The 17,451-nt window shown below is 68.4% G+C and carries 13 protein-coding genes; 6 read left to right on the forward strand and 7 right to left on the reverse strand.

Translation table 11 applies throughout. The features are described 5' to 3' along the window. Positions 1-6: 6 nt before the first annotated feature. Entirely contained in the window at positions 7-879 is an 873-nt protein-coding gene (locus tag NY1_RS06840; protein WP_067710101.1) for a HalD/BesD family halogenase, read from the reverse strand. A 203-nt stretch (positions 880-1,082) separates the two neighbouring features. Here NY1_RS06840 and NY1_RS06845 point away from each other — a divergent pair, with 203 nt between their 5' ends. Together NY1_RS06845 and NY1_RS06850 are read left to right on the forward strand one after the other, a co-directional pair. Beyond that, positions 1,083-2,468, forward strand: coding sequence for an NAD(P)/FAD-dependent oxidoreductase (locus NY1_RS06845; RefSeq protein ID WP_218028322.1), 1,386 nt, complete (start codon positions 1,083-1,085; stop codon positions 2,466-2,468). Positions 2,469-2,607: 139 nt separating this feature from the next. Further along, a complete protein-coding gene (locus NY1_RS06850; protein ID WP_067709596.1) occupies positions 2,608-3,525 on the forward strand; it encodes a toprim domain-containing protein in 918 nt (305 codons plus the stop codon). On the opposite strand, the gene NY1_RS06855 is transcribed toward NY1_RS06850, so the two are convergent. From NY1_RS06855 to metH, 4 genes are all read right to left on the reverse strand, one after another. Beyond that, positions 3,473-3,886: an MmcQ/YjbR family DNA-binding protein gene (locus NY1_RS06855; RefSeq protein WP_067709598.1), complete on the reverse strand. Its 414-nt coding sequence runs from the start codon at positions 3,884-3,886 to the stop codon at positions 3,473-3,475. The two genes, NY1_RS06850 and NY1_RS06855, sit on opposite strands and share 53 nt — an antisense overlap. Positions 3,887-3,946: 60 nt before the next feature. Continuing rightward, positions 3,947-4,618 carry an HAD family hydrolase gene (locus NY1_RS06860; RefSeq protein WP_267888397.1) on the reverse strand — a complete coding sequence of 224 codons (672 nt, stop codon included), beginning with the start codon at positions 4,616-4,618 and terminating at the stop codon, positions 3,947-3,949. A 102-nt stretch (positions 4,619-4,720) separates the two neighbouring features. Beyond that, positions 4,721-6,613, reverse strand: coding sequence for a serine/threonine-protein kinase (locus NY1_RS41785; protein ID WP_233434250.1), 1,893 nt, complete (start codon positions 6,611-6,613; stop codon positions 4,721-4,723). A gap of 144 nt (positions 6,614-6,757) precedes the next feature. Next, a complete protein-coding gene (gene metH, locus NY1_RS06870) occupies positions 6,758-10,336 on the reverse strand; it encodes a methionine synthase (RefSeq protein ID WP_067709600.1) in 3,579 nt (1,192 codons plus the stop codon). Positions 10,337-10,500: 164 nt separating this feature from the next. Between metH and NY1_RS06875 the strand changes: the two genes are divergently transcribed. Next, positions 10,501-11,394: a PAC2 family protein gene (locus NY1_RS06875; RefSeq protein ID WP_067709602.1), complete on the forward strand. Its 894-nt coding sequence runs from the start codon at positions 10,501-10,503 to the stop codon at positions 11,392-11,394. A 70-nt stretch (positions 11,395-11,464) separates the two neighbouring features. After that, the gene (locus tag NY1_RS06880; protein ID WP_067709604.1) at positions 11,465-14,017 is read left to right on the forward strand and encodes an AMP-binding protein; all 2,553 of its coding nucleotides are present in this window, start codon (positions 11,465-11,467) and stop codon (positions 14,015-14,017) included. Here NY1_RS06880 and NY1_RS41790 read toward each other — a convergent pair. Further along, on the reverse strand, positions 13,919-14,224 hold the full coding sequence (locus NY1_RS41790; protein ID WP_084534721.1) for a hypothetical protein: 306 nt from the start codon (positions 14,222-14,224) through the stop codon (positions 13,919-13,921). The genes NY1_RS06880 and NY1_RS41790 overlap by 99 nt on opposite strands. Positions 14,225-14,468: 244 nt before the next feature. Here NY1_RS41790 and NY1_RS06885 point away from each other — a divergent pair, with 244 nt between their 5' ends. Then, positions 14,469-15,608 (forward strand): hypothetical protein, encoded by a 1,140-nt coding sequence (locus NY1_RS06885; RefSeq protein WP_067709606.1) that lies wholly within the window; start codon positions 14,469-14,471, stop codon positions 15,606-15,608. Here NY1_RS06885 and NY1_RS06890 read toward each other — a convergent pair. After that, the gene (locus NY1_RS06890; protein ID WP_233434235.1) at positions 15,605-16,579 is read right to left on the reverse strand and encodes an alpha/beta hydrolase; all 975 of its coding nucleotides are present in this window, start codon (positions 16,577-16,579) and stop codon (positions 15,605-15,607) included. The two genes, NY1_RS06885 and NY1_RS06890, sit on opposite strands and share 4 nt — an antisense overlap. Before the next feature lie 95 nt (positions 16,580-16,674). On the opposite strand from NY1_RS06890, the gene NY1_RS06895 reads away from it, so the two are divergent. Continuing rightward, positions 16,675-17,433, forward strand: a complete 759-nt coding sequence (locus NY1_RS06895) for a DUF2127 domain-containing protein (RefSeq protein ID WP_067709608.1) — start codon at positions 16,675-16,677, stop codon at positions 17,431-17,433. The last annotated feature ends 18 nt before the right edge of the window (positions 17,434-17,451 follow it).

The raw sequence follows: 17,451 nt of genomic DNA on the forward strand, positions 1-17,451 counted from the left end.
CCCCTCTCAGTCGAGCAGTCCGTCGCCACGGACGGTGGCGGCGGCGAGATGATCAGGCAGCACCCGGCCGAAGAGCTGGCGGGTGCGTTCCACGGTGCCGATGACGCCGGGGCTGTCGCTGTAGGCGAAGATCGCCGAATGTCGTTGCACCGTACCGCCTACCGGCGCGACGCGGTGTAGCGAGAACCGGCCCTGGAACAGCTGCAGATCGCCGGGGCGCAATTCCAGCCGCCGGATCAGATGCTCGCCCCGGTCGGTGAGGACGTCATTGACGTCGCCGAGGTTCTCGGCGGTGCGCGAGCGAATGTTCGGGCAATATTCGAACACCCCACCGCATTCCGGCTCCTGGGTGAGCATGCTGACGGTGAACTCGTTGGTGTCGAAGTGCCACGGGTGCGACATACCCGGCGCGACTACGTTCAAGCAGAGCCCGGCCAGCGGATCGGTGTATTCGTGCAGCTCATCGAGGCCGAAGCAGTCCGCGACGAAGCGCTGGAAGGTGCGGCTGGTGTAGAGGCGGTGGATCAGCGCGTCGGGCGGGATCAAATCCCTTGCCACGAAGGCGTTTCCGCGCCGCAGCACGATCCGGCCCGGATGGTCGGCCGGCAGGTCGGCATCGAACGGAATGTTGTAGGCATTAACCTGCTCGACGGTGTAATACGCCTGCGGCGCCATCGCCACGCCCTCGGAGCGCAGCGTCCGGATCCGCTCGGGCGTGATGAACCCGCGCAGCACGCAACACCCGTCCGCCGCCAGCTCCGCCCGCGCGGCGCGCACCACGGCTGCCCAGCGTTCACTGCCCGGTGCGTCCAACGGATAACGAACGAAATCCACGCCGGGTACATCGCACGCGTCTACCCAGCCCCCGGTCCCAACCATGACGACCATTCTGGACGCAGCAACCGCCGACACGCCCGGAATGTCCATCGATTGTGGATTGCCACTTTTTCTGTGTGCCAATAATTTTCATGCGATCGTGACTTGACACAAATCCCGCCGCTTCGCCGCGCCGGGTGGACAGTCGTGTCCGCTGAACGACCCCCGAGATGCCGAATGCTCACAGATAGCCGAGGATGCCTGATATGTCCTTCGTCAATGGTTCGGTGTCGTATTGGTTCCGCGAGCTCGGGGAGGTGCGCGCGGGGGCGCCGCTGTCCGGGCACGTGCAGGCGGATGTATGCATCGTCGGGGCCGGGTACACCGGGTTGTGGACCGCCTACTACTTGAAGAAGGCGCAGCCGGATCTGCGGATCGTGGTGCTGGAGAAGGAGTTCGCGGGGTTCGGGGCGTCGGGGCGCAACGGCGGGTGGGTGGTCGGGGAGATCGCAGGATCGGCGGAAGTGTACGCGCGGCGGCACGGGCGCGATGCGGCGGTGCGGTTGCAGCGGGCCATGTTCGAGACGGTCGAGGAGATCGTGACGGTCGCGGCGGGCGAGGGAATCGACGCCGATATCGTCAAGAGCGGGCAGACCACAGTGGCACGGAACGCGGCGCAGCAGCGGCGGCTGAGCGAAACGCTCGCGCATGCGCGGGACTGGGGTTGGGGTGCTGACGATCTCATGATCGTCGAGCCCGAGCAGCGAATCCGGGTCGCGCACGCGACGGGGGCGCTGTGGACGCCGCATTGCGCGCGGGTGCAGCCGGCCAAGCTGGCACGCGGGCTGGCCGAGGTGGTGCGCGGGCTCGGCGTGGTGATCCACGAAGGCACCGAGGTCGAATCGGTGCGGGCCCGAACGGGTTCCGCGCCGGCGGCGGCCGTCACGGCGCGCGGGACGGTGACCGCGGACTACGCCATCCGGGCCACCGAGGGCTTCTCCGCGGCGTTCGGGGCGAGCCATCGCGATTGGCTGCCGATGAACAGTTCCATGATCGTCACCGAGCCGTTGCCGGCGGCGGTGTGGGACGAGATCGGCTGGGCGGGAGCCGAATTGCTGGGCGATATGGCGCACTACTACATGTACGCCCAGCGCACCGCGGACGGGCGGATCGCCTTCGGCGGGCGGGGCAAGCCGTACCGCTACGGCAGCCGGATCGACGACGCGGGCCGCACCCAGGAGTGGACGGTCGACGTGCTGCACGGCATGCTCGCCGACTTCTTCCCGGCCGCCGCCGACGTCCCCCTGGATCACGCGTGGTCGGGGGTGCTGGCCGTGCCGCGCGATTGGTGTTCGACCGTGGCGCTCGATCACGCCACCGGCCTGGCCTATGCGGGCGGCTACACCGGCCACGGCGTCGCCGCCACCAATCTCGCCGCGCGCACCCTGCGGGACCTGATGCTGCGCCGCGACACCGAATTGACGAGTTTGCCGTGGGTGAACTGGCCGGTGCGGCGGTGGGAGCCGGAACCGCTGCGCTGGATCGGCGTGCAGCTGATGTACTCGCTGTACCGGGCCGCCGACCATCGCGAATCGCGGCTGGGCCGGACCTCGCGGATCGCCAAGGCGGCCGATCTGATCTCCGGGCGCTGACCCCGCACCGGTGCGCGCACCCGCGCGCACCGGTGCAAGCACACCCGTACGCACCGCATTTCCGCTGCGTAACAATGCTTTTGGTGCCGTTTGACAGTTCTCCGGATCCGGGTACACCGGAAGGGAGAGGACTTTCGCCATGGGTATCGACGGCTCCTGGAACACCATCACTCGCGCGTTGAACGAGGTCAGCGGCCCCGGGCGGCGCGGCACGGAATGGACCACCTACCTGTGCCCGGTCCACGAGGCCGACGGCCGCCGCCATCATCCTTCGCTCGGCGTCGTCTACAACCATCAGCGGCAGCGCACGGTGGTCCGCTGCTTCGCGGGGTGCTCCGATGCGGATGTGCTCGAGCGGCTGGGCCTGCACGTGCGCGATCTGTTCGATCGCCCGCCCGATCCGCAGGCTCCCCGCCGTCCCGGGCCGCCCCCGGCGCTCGCCGTCGCGGACCGCGCGATCCTGGCCGCGGGCCTGCCGTTGTCGGTGCACAAGCCGAACCCGGGCCCGCGCCTGCGCCGCCCGATCCGGGTCGCCGCCTACATCTATCGCCGCCCCGACGGCAGCGCCGCGGGCCGGGTCATCCGCCTGCGCACCCTGCACGCGCGCGGCTTCGCCAAGTCCTTCTATCAGGAGCGGCGCACCGAATCAGGGTGGGAGCCCGGCGGTTTCCCGCGCTTCCCGTTCCAGCTCCCGCAACTGCTGGCCGCCGTGCGCACCGGCCGCGATATCTACGTCTGCGAAGGCGAAGCCGATGTCCTGACCGCCACCCACGCCGGTCGCACCGCGACCTGCAATGCGGGCGGCGCGAACGCCTGGCACCCCGAGCACGCGGCCTGGTTCCGCGGCGCGCACCGGGTCTGGATCGTAGCCGACCGCGATGCGCCCGGCTACCGGCACGCGGCGCGGGTGGCCGAATCCCTGCGCGACCTGGTGGGCGAGCTGCGGGTGGTGCAGGCCCGCGACGGCAAGGACCTCACCGATCACTGCGATGCCGGGCACCAGATCAGCGAGCTGGATCCGGTGCCGATCCTGGATCAGCACTACCGCGCGCCGTGACCGGTTCCGAATCCAGCTGGGCCACCAGCGTTTTCGGCGCGACCATCCGGTAGGCGTCCTCGACGATCTCCGCGATCTCAGCCCAGTCCACCGCGACGTCCAGCCCGACGCCGAGCCACCCGCGATGCCCCACATAGGGCGGCCGGAAGAACCGCTCCGGCTCGCTGCCGACCAGTTCTTCCTGCACGCCCGGCGGTGCGGCGCACCAGAATCCGAGCCGGCCGCCGTGATGCTCGTTCGAGAACATGACGAACGTCTTCTTACCGCGCACGAACCAGGTCGGTTCACCGTGGCTGAGGCGTTCGGTCACCTCGGGCAGCGCCAGGCACAGGGCACGCAGCGGCTCCAGGACATCGGTCATAGTCGCAGGCTAGGCCGTCGCGGGCGGCCGGCGCTTGGAGAAATGGGAACCGCGGCGGGCTCAGGCGTGGCGGGCGCGCACCAGATCGTGCAGATGGTCGGCGGTCAGGCCGATGAGCGAATCGCGGAAGATACGACCGGGCGCGTCGGGGACCGCGATCTCGCACGGAATCACGATCACCGTGCAGCCCGCGGTCTCCGCCGACATCGCACCGGTCGGCGAATCCTCGATGGCGATGGCCCGCTGCGGCGCCACACCGAGCAGCTCGGCCGCCCGCAGATACAGATCCGGCGCCGGTTTGCCCTGCGCGACCTCGTCCGCGCACACGGTGGCCACGAAGTTCTCCCGGCCGAGCGTATCGAGCCCGTACTCGGTGAGCGAGCGTTTGGTATTGGTCACCAGGGCCATCGGCACACCCGCCTCCCGGAACGCGGCGAGCGCGTCCTGCGCGCCCGGCCGCCATGGGATCGGATCATGGAACAGCTCGACGACCCGCCGCTCCAGCCACTCCCCGGCCTCCAGCACCGCATCCGGCGTGGGATCCAGACCCAGGCTGTTGAACAGGATCCGCAAGGCGTTCGGCCCGGAAGCGCCGATCAGGGCATGCCGGATCTCCTCGGTCATCTCGCGCCCGAGCTCCACCGACAGCTCGCGCACCGCGATATCCCACAGCTTCTCCGAATCCAGCAGCGTGCCGTCCATATCCCACAGCACCGCGTCCGCCCGCGTCACCGAATCACCCGTCCCTTCCACTGCCCTGACCCGCACAGAACCTGACAACGGCCCGCACGCGGCGGGCCGTTGTCCAGCCTAACCAGGGACGACCGTCGCCGCTTACCCGCGCTGTGAGTCGGCGATCACCAGACGGCCGCCGTCACCGGTCACCCGGAACCAGCGGCGTTCGGATTCGGAGTAGCCGTTCTTGTGGGTGTAGGTGACGGTGCCGACGACCGTGTCGCCCTGCTGGGTGAGCCCGGATACGCTCACCGCGCTGAACTGGCCGAAGAACGCGGAGTAAGAATTGAATCCGCCCGCAGCGGCCTGATATCCGGGCGAGAGCATGGCCCACGCGCCGTTCACATTGCCGGGGAGCTGACCGTAGTAGCTCTGTACGAACGCGGTCTGCGCGGCCGCGTTCGGCGGGCCGAAGGGCGTGCTGGTCGGCGGGGGTGTGGTCGTGGTGGTCGGTTTGCCCGAGCTGGACGGTGGCGGGGTCGAGGACGGGGGCACCGTGCTGGACTGCTGCGGGACCTGCCCGGCGGCGCTGGTGCGCGGGGGCTGTTGTCCCGCACCGCCGTCCGAGGCGCCGCTGCCCGCCGAACCGCCGGTGCCGCCGCCCGTGCCGGAATCGCCGCCGGTGTTCGGGTCGGCCGGGGCCGACACCGACGCGCCGCCGGTCGCGATCGGCGGGTTGTCGCCGCTGCCACCGCGATTGAGCGAGGTCGCGATCACCACGGCGATGAGCACCGCGGCCGCGACGCCCAGGGCGATCAGGGCCAGTCGACGCCGATTCCCGTCGGCCGCACCGGAATTCGAGCCGAACGGAACCGGCGGCACCGGAACGCCGGGCGCGGTGCCGCGGCCTGCGCCTTGGCCCGTGCCGATGAACTCGGTCGCGTCGCCGGAGTTCGCGGTGGAACCCCCGGTACGGGAACCGGGCAGGACGGTGGTGGCGTCCGAACCCGCCCCCGCCGCAACGGCTCCGGCTCGTCCCGCGTCTCCCCCGGTGCGACCGGCTTCACCAGGACGGCCCGGATCGGTGCCGGTGCGACCGGAGCCCGTACGACTGGCCGCGGCGGCCATGCCCGCGGCTCCGGCGGCGATCCCGCCCCCGGTGCCGCCATTGCGGCCCTTGCCACCGGTCCGCCCGCCGGTCCCGGTGGGACGCGGCCCGAAACCGCCTGTCCCCGGACCGGATTCGTTCTCCCCGGCCACCGGCAGCACCTTGGTGGCGTGCAGCGGCGCCACGGCCCGCCCATCGGCGACGGCCTGTAGTCGCTCGGCCGCCTGTTCCATGGTCGGCCGGTCGTCGGCGTCGGCGGCCAGCAGATCGATCAGCACCGGCCACAGCGCGGCAGCGTTCGCGGCCACCGGAACCTGTGCCCGCGCCACCGAATGCAGCACCGCGAGGGGATTGTCGCCCTCACCGAACGGCGGCGCACCCTCCACCGCCGCGTAAAGCGTTGAGCCCAAAGCGAATACGTCGGACGCCGGTTCCGGATTCTCCCCGCGCGCCACCTCCGGCGAGAGGTACGCCGGTGTCCCGGCCAGGAATCCGGTGGAGGTGACGGTGACGTCGCCGGTGGCGCGGGAGATCCCGAAGTCGGTGATCTTCACCGTGCCGTCGTCCGCGACGAGAATGTTCGCGGGCTTCACATCGCGATGCACGATCCCGGCCTTGTGCGCCGCGGCCAGCGCCGCGGCCACTTTCGCCCCGATCCGCGCCACCTCGGCGGGTTCCAGGCGCCCCTTCTCCCGCATCAGCGCGGCCAGGCTGACCGCGTTCACGTATTCCATCACCAGCCAGGGCTGGCCGTCCTCCTCGGCGACGTCGAACACGGTCACCGCATTGGGATGATGCAGCCGCGCCGCGATCCGCCCCTCGCGCATGGCCCGCATCTTGGCCTCGATGGCCGCCGACCGGGTCAGGCCCGGTCCGAGCAACAGCTGTTTGACGGCGACCGTTCTCCGCAATCGCACGTCGGTCGCACGCCACACGACCCCCATCGCACCGGTGCCGATCGGATCCGTTAGTCGGTACCGCCCCGCAATCAACCGGTCAGAACTCATGTGGTTGGACCCCTCCTGCTGGCTATCGCGCCGAGCAACCCCTGCAACTCTGCGCGATAGCCCGGAAACCTCTTGAAAATCTTAGGCGTTGAAGTACTTCGCTTCCGGGTGCAACAGGACGAAAGCATCCGTCGACTGCTCCGGATGCAGCTGCAACTCCTCCGACAGCATCACTCCGATCCGTCCCGCGTCGAGCAGGTCGACGAGCTTGGCGCGATCCTCCAGGTCGGGGCAGGCGCCGTAACCGAACGAGTACCGCGCGCCACGGTATCCGAGTTTGAAGTAATCCAGCACATCGGACGGATCCTCATCGGCGACGGAATGTCCCTCCAGGGTCAGTTCTTCCCGGATCCGCCGGTGCCAAAACTCGGCGAGGGCTTCGGTGAGCTGAACGCCGATGCCGTGCACCTCGAGGTAGTCGCGATAGTTGTTGTCCGCGAACAGTTCATTGGCGAAGTCGGCGATGGGCTGACCCATGGTGACCAGCTGGAACGGCAGAACGTCCACCTGGCCGGTCCGCTCCGCGTCCTCCCGCGAGCGAATGAAATCCGCGATGCAGAGGAACCGGTCGCGTTGCTGACGCGGGAAAGTGAAGCGATACCGTTCCGGCGCATCGGGTTTCGGCTCGGTGAGAACGATCACATCGTCGCCCTCGGAGACCGCCGGGAAGTAGCCGTAGACGAGCGCGGCATGCTGCAGCACGCCCGAGGAGGTGAGCCGGTCCAGCCAATACCGCAGCCGCGGACGGCCTTCGGTCTCCACCAGTTCCTCATAGGACGGCCCGTCGCCGCCGCGCTGGCCGCGCAGGCCCCATTGACCCAGGAACAGGGCGCGCTCGTCGAGCAGACCGGAGTACTCGTTCACCGAGAGCCCCTTGACGATGCGGGTGCCCCAGAACGGCGGCACCGGCACCGGCAGGCCGGCCGCCACGTCCGAGCGCGCCGGCACCTCCACCGGCACCTCGGCGGCCTTGCGCTGCTCCGCGATTCGCTTGGAGCGCTCATGCCGGGCTTTACGTTCGGCGGCCTTCTCGCGTTCGGCGATGGCCTCCGGCGAATTGCGGTCGATGCCCCCGCCGCGCTTGACGGTCATGATCTCGTCCATCAGCCGCAGGCCTTCGAAGGCGTCGCGCGCGTAGTGCACATCGCCCTCGAACACCTCGGTCAGATCCTGCTCCACATAGGCGCGGGTGAGCGCCGCGCCGCCGAGCAGCACCGGGAACTGTTCGGAGACACCGCGGGAGTTCATCTCCTCGAGGTTCTCCTTCATGATCACCGTGGACTTCACCAGCAGCCCGGACATGCCGATGACGTCGGCCTTCTTGTCCACCGCGGCATCCAGGATGGCCGAGATCGGCTGTTTGATACCGAGATTCACGACCTCGTAGCCGTTGTTGGACAGGATGATGTCGACCAGGTTCTTGCCGATATCGTGCACGTCGCCCTTGACGGTGGCGAGCACGATGCGGCCCTTGCCCGAGTCGTCGGTGGCCTCCATATGCGGTTCCAGATGCGCCACCGCGGTTTTCATCACCTCGGCGGACTGCAGCACGAACGGCAGCTGCATCTGACCGGAGCCGAACAGCTCACCGACCGTCTTCATACCGGACAGCAGCGTTTCGTTGATGATCTGCAGCGGCGGAACCTCTTTCATGGCCTCGTCGAGGTCGGCCTCGAGGCCGTTGCGCTCGCCGTCCACGATGCGCCGCGCCAGCCGGTCGAACAGCGGCAGCGCCGCCAGCTCCTCGGCGCGCGAGGCCTTGGAGGAAGCCGTGGACACGCCCTCGAACAGCGCCATCAGCTTCTGCAGCGGGTCGTAGTCCTCGGTGCGCCGGTCGTAGACCAGGTCCAGGGCGGTCTGGCGCTGCTCCTCGGGAATCCGCGCCATGGGCAGGATCTTGGAGGCGTGCACGATGGCCGAATCCAGTCCGGCTTCCACGCACTCGTGCATGAACACCGAGTTGAGCACCTGCCGGGCCGCGGGGTTCAGGCCGAAGGAGATATTCGAAAGACCCAGCGTGGTCTGCACATTCGGGTGCCGGCGCTTGAGTTCGCGGATAGCCTCGATGGTTTCGATGCCGTCGCGCCGCGACTCCTCCTGGCCGGTGCCCAGGGTGAAGGTCAGCGTGTCGATGATGATGTCGGACTCTTCGAGCCCCCAGTTGCCGGTGATATCGGCGATCAGCCGCTCGGCGATGGCCACCTTGTGCTCGGCGGTCCGTGCCTGGCCCTCTTCGTCGATGGTCAGCGCCACCACGGCCGCACCGTGTTCGGCGACCAGCGCCATGGTCTGCTGATACCGCGAGTCCGGTCCGTCACCGTCCTCGAAGTTGACCGAGTTGACCGCGCAGCGCCCGCCCAGATGCTCCAGACCGGCCTTCAGCACCGGGGTTTCGGTGGAGTCCAGCATGATCGGCAGCGTGGACGCGGTGGCCAGCCGGGAAGCCAGCTCGGTCATGTCCTTGGTGCCGTCGCGGCCCACGTAGTCGACGCACAGGTCGAGCATGTGCGCGCCGTCGCGGGTCTGGTCCTTGGCGATGTCCAGGCACTTCTGCCAGTCCTCGGCCAGCATGGCCTCGCGGAATGCCTTGGAGCCGTTGGCATTCGTGCGCTCGCCGATCATCAGGATGGTGGCGTCCTGCTCGAACGGCACCTGGGTGTACATCGAGGACACGCTGGGCTCGTGCACCGGCTTGCGCACCGCCGGCGTCACCTCGCGCACCGCCTCGGCCACCTGCCGGATGTGCTCGGGGGTGGTGCCGCAGCAGCCGCCCACCATGGCCAGCCCGAACTCGGACACGAACTGGGTCATGGCGACCGCGAGTTCCTCGGCGGTGAGCGGATATTCGGCCCCGTTCGCGCCCAGGATCGGCAGGCCGGCGTTCGGCATCACCGACACCGGCAGCTGGGCATGCTTGGACAGATGCCGCAGGTGCTCGCTCATCTCGTCCGGGCCGGTGGCGCAGTTCAGGCCGATCATGTCGATGCCGAGCTTCTCGAGCGCGGTGAGCGCCGCGCCGATCTCCGAACCGACCAGCATGGTGCCGGTGGTCTCCACGGTCACGTGGGTGATGATCGGAATCCGGCGCCCGGCCCGCAGCATGGCGTTGTGGCTGCCGGTGACGGCGGCCTTGACCTGCAACAGGTCCTGGCAGGTCTCGATCAGGATGGCGTCCGCGCCGCCGTCGAGCATGCCCAGCGCGGCCTCGGTGTAGGCGTCGCGGAGCGTGACGTAGGGCGCGTGGCCCAGGGTCGGCAGCTTGGTGCCCGGGCCCATCGAGCCCAGCACATAACGCGGGGTGCCGTAGCTGGTCGGCCCCATCTCGTCGGCGACCTCACGGGCCAGGCGGGTGCCGCGTTCGGACAGATCACGAATGCGGTCGGCGATGTCGTAGTCGGCAAGGTTCGGGAGATTGCATCCGAAAGTATTGGTCTCGACGGCGTCGGCGCCCGCCTCGAAATACGCGCGGTGAATGTGTCGCAGCACGTCGGGGCGGGTTTCGTTGAGAATCTCGTTGCAGCCCTCGAGGCCACGGAAATCGTCCAGCGTGAGATCCGCGGCCTGCAGCATGGTGCCCATCGCACCGTCCCCGATCACGACCCGTTGTTTCAACGTGTCCAGTAGGGTGGTGTCGAATTCGGCGCGGCTGCGTACAGACATGTACTCAAGAGTAGTGGGCACCCCGGACAATCCGGCCCCCGGCCGTGCGGGATTGTCCTGCGCTTCATCCGCGCACCCGGATGTCCGCTTATCGCCGATGGCGCGGCCCTCCGCGATTGCGCGTCGCTGATACGTGCGAGGACCGTACGCACTAGGCTGACCGGGTGAACGCCAGTGAATCCCCGGTGCCAGCCGAATCGGACCTGCCTACGCTGCGGGATCCGGTCCTCGTCGCTGCTTTCGAAGGGTGGAACGACGCCGCCGATGCCGCCAGTGGGGCGGTCGAACATCTGGAGCTGATCTGGGACGCGCAACCCCTGGCGGAACTCGACTCCGAGGATTACTACGACTATCAGGTGAACCGGCCGACGGTGCGCCAGGTGGACGGTGTGACGCGGGCCATCCAGTGGCCGTCGGCCATGCTCTCGGTGTGCTCGCCGCCAGGTAGTGATCGCGATGTGGTTTTGCTGCGCGGGGTGGAACCGAATATGCGGTGGCGCTCCTTCTGTAATGACATTCTCGAATTCGTGGAACAGCTGGGCGTCTCCACCGTGGTGATCCTCGGGGCGCTGCTGGCCGATACCCCGCACACCCGGCCGGTGCCGGTCACCGGAACCGCGTACAGCAAGGAAGCGGCCGAGCGGTTCAACCTGGAACAGACCCGCTACGAGGGCCCGACCGGTATCACCGGGGTGCTGCAGGACGCCTGCGTGCGCGCGGGCGTGCCGGCCATTTCGTTCTGGGCCGCCGTACCGCACTACGTCTCGCAGCCGCCGAACCCCAAGGCGGTCATCGCGCTGCTGCACCGGGTCGAGGACGTGCTGGATGTGGAGGTCCCGCTGGGCGGACTGCCCGAGCAGGCCGAGGAGTGGGAGGCCGCGGTCAATGAAATGACCACCGGCGATGAGGAAATCGCGGAGTATGTGCGCTCGCTCGAGGAACGCGGCGACGCCGACGTGGATCTGAACGAGGCCATGGCCAAGATCGACGGGGACGCCATCGCCGCCGAGTTCGAGAAATACCTGCGGCGCCGCGGCCGCGGCGGCTTCGGTCTCTAGCGGAATTCATTCGCGCGTCACTTGGATGTGGTTGCCCTAACCTAAAAAGGTTGTCGCTACACTCCTCGCAATGACCTCGCCTCGGATCGTCGCGCACCTGAACGCATTCGGCGACCGGTCGGCAGTAGTCGGTGACGGGGTCGGCGAGCTGACATATGCGCAGCTCGCGGCCCTGGTCGCCGAGTTCGCGGACCGGCTGGGCGGCGAACGCCGGCTGGTCGCGCTATCGGCCCGCAACGACATCGGTTCACTGGTGGCGTATCTCGGCGCGCTGCACGCCGGATGCGCGGTGTTGCTGACCGGTTCGATCACCGATGAGCTGCTGCGCGTCTACGATCCGGATGTCGTGGTCGAATCCGGTGATACGGACGGGATTCCGCAGGCGCGGGCGCGGCGGGCCGGATCGGCGCACGTCCTGCATCCGGATCTGGCGTTGCTGCTGAGCACTTCGGGGTCGACGGGGTCGCCCAAGCTGGTGCGGTTGTCCTATACGAACCTGCTGTCCAATGCCGCGGCCATTGCCGAGTACCTGGAGATCGGGGAAACCGACCGGGCGGCAACCACACTGCCCTTCTATTACTGCTACGGGCTCTCGGTCGTGCATTCGTATCTATTGCGCGGCGCGAGCCTGCTGATGACCAACCGGTCGATCCTGGAGCCGGAGTTCTGGGACGCGTTCCGATGTCACCGCGCGACCTCCTTCGCCGCCGTCCCCTACACCTTCGACCTGCTCGAACGCGTCGGCTTCGAGCGAATGACGCTGCCGCACCTGCGCTATGTGACGCAGGCGGGCGGCAAACTGGCCGCCGATCGGGTGCGGCACTACGCCGGCCTGGGCGAGTCCCGGGGCTGGCGTTTCTTCGTCATGTACGGGCAGACCGAAGCCACCGCGCGCATGGCGTACCTGCCGCCGGAGCTGGCCGCCGCGCACCCGGACTGCATCGGAATCCCGGTCCCGGGCGGGTCTTTCACGCTCGAACCCCTGGCGGAGGGCGGGGACGAGCTGGTCTATCACGGCCCCAACATCATGATGGGCTACGCCGAATCGACCGCCGAACTGGCGCTCGGACCGGCGCTGACCGGCCTGCGCACCGGCGATCTGGCCTGCCGCACCCCCGAGGGCCTGTACCGGGTGATCGGCCGCCGGTCGCGGTTCGCCAAGATCTTCGGGCTCCGGATCGACCTGCAACGCATCGAATCCGGGCTGAGTGCGGCCGGATACACCGCCCTGTGCACCGATGACACCGAAACCCTGGTGGTGGCGGTCGCGGGCCGCAATGCCGCCGCGGCCACCCAACTCGCGGCGCAATTGTCTGGATTGCCGGTTTCTGCGGTGCGGGTGTGCCTGGTCGAGGCCATCCCCCGCCTGCCCAATGGCAAACCGGATTATCAAGCCATCAGGGAACTTCCGGGCATTGCGCCCATACCACGCGCCGATGTGCGCACCCTGTTCGCCGATGCGCTGGGCCTGGACACCGCCCAGGTCACACCCGAATCCACCTTCGCCGACCTGGGCGGCGACTCGCTCACCTATGTCGCGCTCTCGGTGAAACTCGATCACGCCCTGGGCCAGCTGCCGGTCAACTGGCAGACCATGACGGTGGCCGAACTCGAAGCGCTCCCCCGCCGGCGCCGCCGCTTCGGCCGCTCCCTGGACACTTCTACCCTGTTGCGCGCGCTCGGCATCATCGCCGTAGTCGGCTCGCACATCGGGGTTTTCATACTGTGGGGCGGCGCGCACGTGCTGCTGGCGGTGGCGGGCTTCAATTTCGCGCGCTTCGCGGTGACGGCCGCTCCGGCCCCGGACCGGCTGCGCCGCACGCTGCGCACGGTCGCGCTCATCGCCGCGCCGACGGCGGCCTGGGTGGCGGGCACCCTCCTCTTCAGCGATTACTACGGCTGGCAGAACGTGCTGCTGCTCAACAAGATTCTGGGCCCGCACGACAGCCAGACCGCCGGTCACCTGTGGTTCGTCGAGGTGGCGGTGTACTTCATGCTGGCCGCCGCGCTCCTGGTGCGGATCCCGTTCGCCGATCAGCTCGAGCGCCGCGCGCCGTTCTGGTTCGCCTTGGGGCTGTTGGGCATAGCGCTCGTGGTGCGTTACGAACCGATGAGTTTCTATACCCCGCACGATATTCCGTTCTCGCCGCTCACCTTCTGGTTCTTCATGCTCGGCTGGGCCGCCGCCAAGGCCACCACGGCGCCGCAGCGGGTGCTGCTCAGCGGCGTGGCCTTGCTCACGGTGCCTGGCTATTTCGGTGAGCCGGAACGGGAACGGCTGATCCTGGCCGGTCTGCTCCTGCTGGTGTGGCTGCCGTCGGTGCGGGTGCCCGCACTGCTCGCCGGGGTGGCGGCGGTGCTGGCGGACGCGTCACTGTTCGCGTATCTGCTGCACTGGCAGGTGTATCCGCTGTTCGGCGAACGGCATGGGCTCGCGCTGGCCGCGTCGCTGGCCGCCGGGGTGGCGGCCGCGCGACTCATGGCCTGGGCGCGGAGCGTGGCGGCCGCGCACCGGCCGAGCGGGTCAGTGTTCGACGGCCCAGACCTGGGCCGCCGCCTCATGAGCCAGTTTCGCGATCAGGATGTCTCGCGGAATCGTCTGGCCGGCAAGGTGATCGAGTGACGGCACCACCACGTGGTGGGCATCCGCGCGCTTGAGTTCGGCGGTCAGTTCCGCGAACGCGGTGCCGTCGCCAGGGGTCGATTCATGGAAGGTGGCGGCGAAGCACATACCGGCCGACTGAGCGAGGCCGCACATGGCGTCCTCCAGCTCGTCGGTCCGGCCGTCGGCCAGATCGTCACGCACGTACCCATAGATCAACGCTTCCACCCGAACCTCCGTTGGATTGGGGATCGCTGTTCTGAAGTGTGCCCGTCTCAAGCTTGGCGTACTCGAAAATGCAATTGCAGATGTCAACCCACTGACATCCAGATGCCCTATCCGGGTCCATCCGGCGTTAACTGGTGAGATACTACAGAGCGTGTCCGCAGGTGACGATCGACCCGTCTGGGCTGTCCGAATGCGTGCCGAACGCGATGCTCGGGGGTGGTCACAGGCCGACGCGGTACGCGCCATGAGAGGCAAATCGACCCACAATCTGCCAACCGACAGCACACTCTTGCGCAACTGGCGGCGGTGGGAGTCCGGGGAGTCCCGGCCCGACGATTTCTACGCCCCCATCATCGCCGCCGCCTTCGATACGGTGACGGCGGCGTTCTTCCCCAAGGCGCGGCCGAACCGCGACGACGAGCTGCTCTCGGCCACCGGCATGGACACCCTGGAGTTCATCGGCCGGCTGCGTATGTCCGATGTCTCTTCCGCGACACTGGATGCCATTCGCATTACCGCCGACCGGCTGTGCTCGGAGTATCCCTGCTGCGACCCGCACGAACTGCACGCCGAGGGCACCGCCTGGCTGCGGCGCATCACGTCGCTACTGGACGGTCGTCTCACTCTGGCCCAGCATCGCGAGGTGCTCGTACTGGCCGGTTGGGTTGCTCTACTGGTCGGTTGTGTCGATTACGACCTGGGCTGGCGCACCGCCGCCGAGGCCACCCGCCGGGCCGCGCTATCCCTGGGCCAGGAGGCCGAGCACGCCGAAATCATCGGCTGGGGTGCGGAAATGGCCGCTTGGTTCGCACTCACCCAGGGCAACTATCGCGGGGCCATCGAAACCGCCGAGGCCGCGCACGGGGCCACCGAACGGCTCGGGGTGGGCGTGCAGCTGGCCGCCCAGCGCGCCAAGGCCTGGGCCCGGCTCGGCGACCGCAAAGAAGTGGAAATCGCGCTGGGACAGGGCCGTTCGATCCTGGACCGGCTCGACAATCCCGCCAATCTGGAGAATCACTTCGTCGTCGACCCGCTCAAGTTCGACTTCTACGCCATGGACTGCTGCCGGGTAGCCGGTGACAATCGCCTCGCCGAAAGCTATGCCCGCCAGGTCATCTCCAACTCCACCCGGCCCGACGGCAGCATTCGCAAACCCATGCGGGTATCGGAGGCGCATCTGACCCTGGCGGTGGTGGCGGTGCGCGAACGCAATCTGGAGCTCGCCCTGGACGAGGGCATCCGGGCCTTCGCGGGCAAGCGGCGCTCGCTGCCCTCGCTCATGTGGATCGCGGGCGAGGCGGCGCGGGAGATGATCGAATACTTCCCCGGGGATCCGCGCACTCGCTCCTACCTCGAGCAGCTGCGCGCACTGGCCGCGAGTTAGGCGGGCAGGCCCAGGCCCTTGGCCAGCACCGGCCAGGAGGCGAAGAACTCTTCCCGGAACAGGCCCCAGGCGTGCATGCCGACCGGGGCGAGATGCACGGTGACCGGGATGTCCAGGCTCGCCAGGCGGTCGGCGAAACTGCGTGTGCAGTAGGAGGTTCCGGCTTCGGTGGGACCGTCCACCACGAAATGCTCCGCCAGATCGGACAATTCGGAGTATTCGCCGCCGATGTCGTACGGGCCGGGCAGGCCGGTGCCGCTGGCGATGAACAGCTCCATGCCGCGCAGCTGTTCGGCGTGCACGTAGGGATCGTTGGCGGCCCAAGCGGGGTCACCGACCGGTCCATACATATTGTCGGCATTGCCGCCGTACACGCCGACCACCAGGCGCACGAAGGCATTGCCGACCGGATCGCTGATCTGACTGCACCCGCTGTAGGCCGCCGCCGCGCGAAACCGGCCCGGCGCGGCGATGGGCAGCGCGAAAACGGCGGTGGCGGAACCGGACACGCCCGCGACGGCGTTGACGCCATTGGTGCCGAGCAGGCTGTCGATCAGCGGGGGCAGCTCCCACAGCAGGAAGGTCTGCCATTTGTTCACGCCCAGTTTCGGGTCCGGCGCACGCCAATCGGCGTAGTAGGCGGCCCGGCCGCCCACCGGCTGCACCAGATTCACGTCCCGCGCGGCCAGGAAGTCCAGCACCTCGGGCGCGCGGGCCCGCCAGCTCTTGTCGGTGAGCCCCGCGTCGGCGCCGTTGAACAGATACAGCGTGGGCCGCGGCCGGGAATCGTCGGCGGGGCGCTGCACGTCGACACGGATGTCCTTGTCCATGGCCGCGGAGTACACCCACAGCGTCCAGTGCTTGGCGTCGGACCGCTCGAGCTTCGAGATCCGGGAGCCGTCGGCGGCCACGACGGTCTCGCCGGCGGGTTGCGCGTGCGCCGCGACCGGCCACAAGGCGGTCGCGATCACGAACCATCCGGCTGCCCAAGCTGTTCCGATCCGGCGCATGCTGCCCCCTGCCCGTACGTCCCGCGGTGATCTTAACTCCGATTAGGCTTCCGGCCATGGACTTCAGTCTGTGGACCTGCGCCTTCCGAGGCCATGAGACGTACGCGCCGGACGAAACCGACCTCGCCGACCGTTTGCACGTGGCCACCCCGGCCGGGGAATCCTGGCGCTGCCTGCGCTGCGGTGATTTCGTGCCGGGCGAGCCGCGCCGGCGCGGTCCCGCCGACGACGCGCCGGAGGTGCCGCGCGGGCGGCTGCTGCGCGATCGCATCATCATGCGGCTGCTGGCGGCCGAGCGGGTGGGCCGGGCGCTGGTGCTGATCCTGCTCGGGGTCGGCGTGCTGAAGCTGCGCAGCTCCCAGGAATCCTGGAAGGCGGCCTGGGACAAGGAACTTCCGCTGCTGCGCCAGCTGGCCGATCAGGTCGGCTGGGATCCGGACCATTCCAAGCTCGTGCACTGGATCGACGAGGCGTTCAGCTTCTCCCCCACCACGCTGGCCTGGGTGGCGGTGGGCATCTTCGCCTACGCGGGCATTCAGATCCTCGAAGGCGTCGGGCTCTGGCTGGTCAAGCGCTGGGGCGAGTACTTCGCGGTGATCGCGACCTCGATCTTCCTGCCGCTGGAGATCTACGAACTCACCGAGAAGATCACATTCCTGCGAGTGGCCGCATTACTGGTCAATCTGGCCGCCATCATCTGGCTGCTGTGGTCCAAACGACTCTTCGGGCTCAATGGCGGCGCGACGAAGTACTACGCCGAACATCACACCGAAAGCCTGCTGACGGTGGAACGTTCGGCCGCGGCCGCCCAATAGCGGCCTACAGCAAAGGGA

Origin of the sequence: Nocardia yamanashiensis NBRC 100130 (assembly GCF_001613325.1) — a bacterium.
GTDB classification, from domain to species: domain Bacteria; phylum Actinomycetota; class Actinomycetes; order Mycobacteriales; family Mycobacteriaceae; genus Nocardia; species Nocardia yamanashiensis.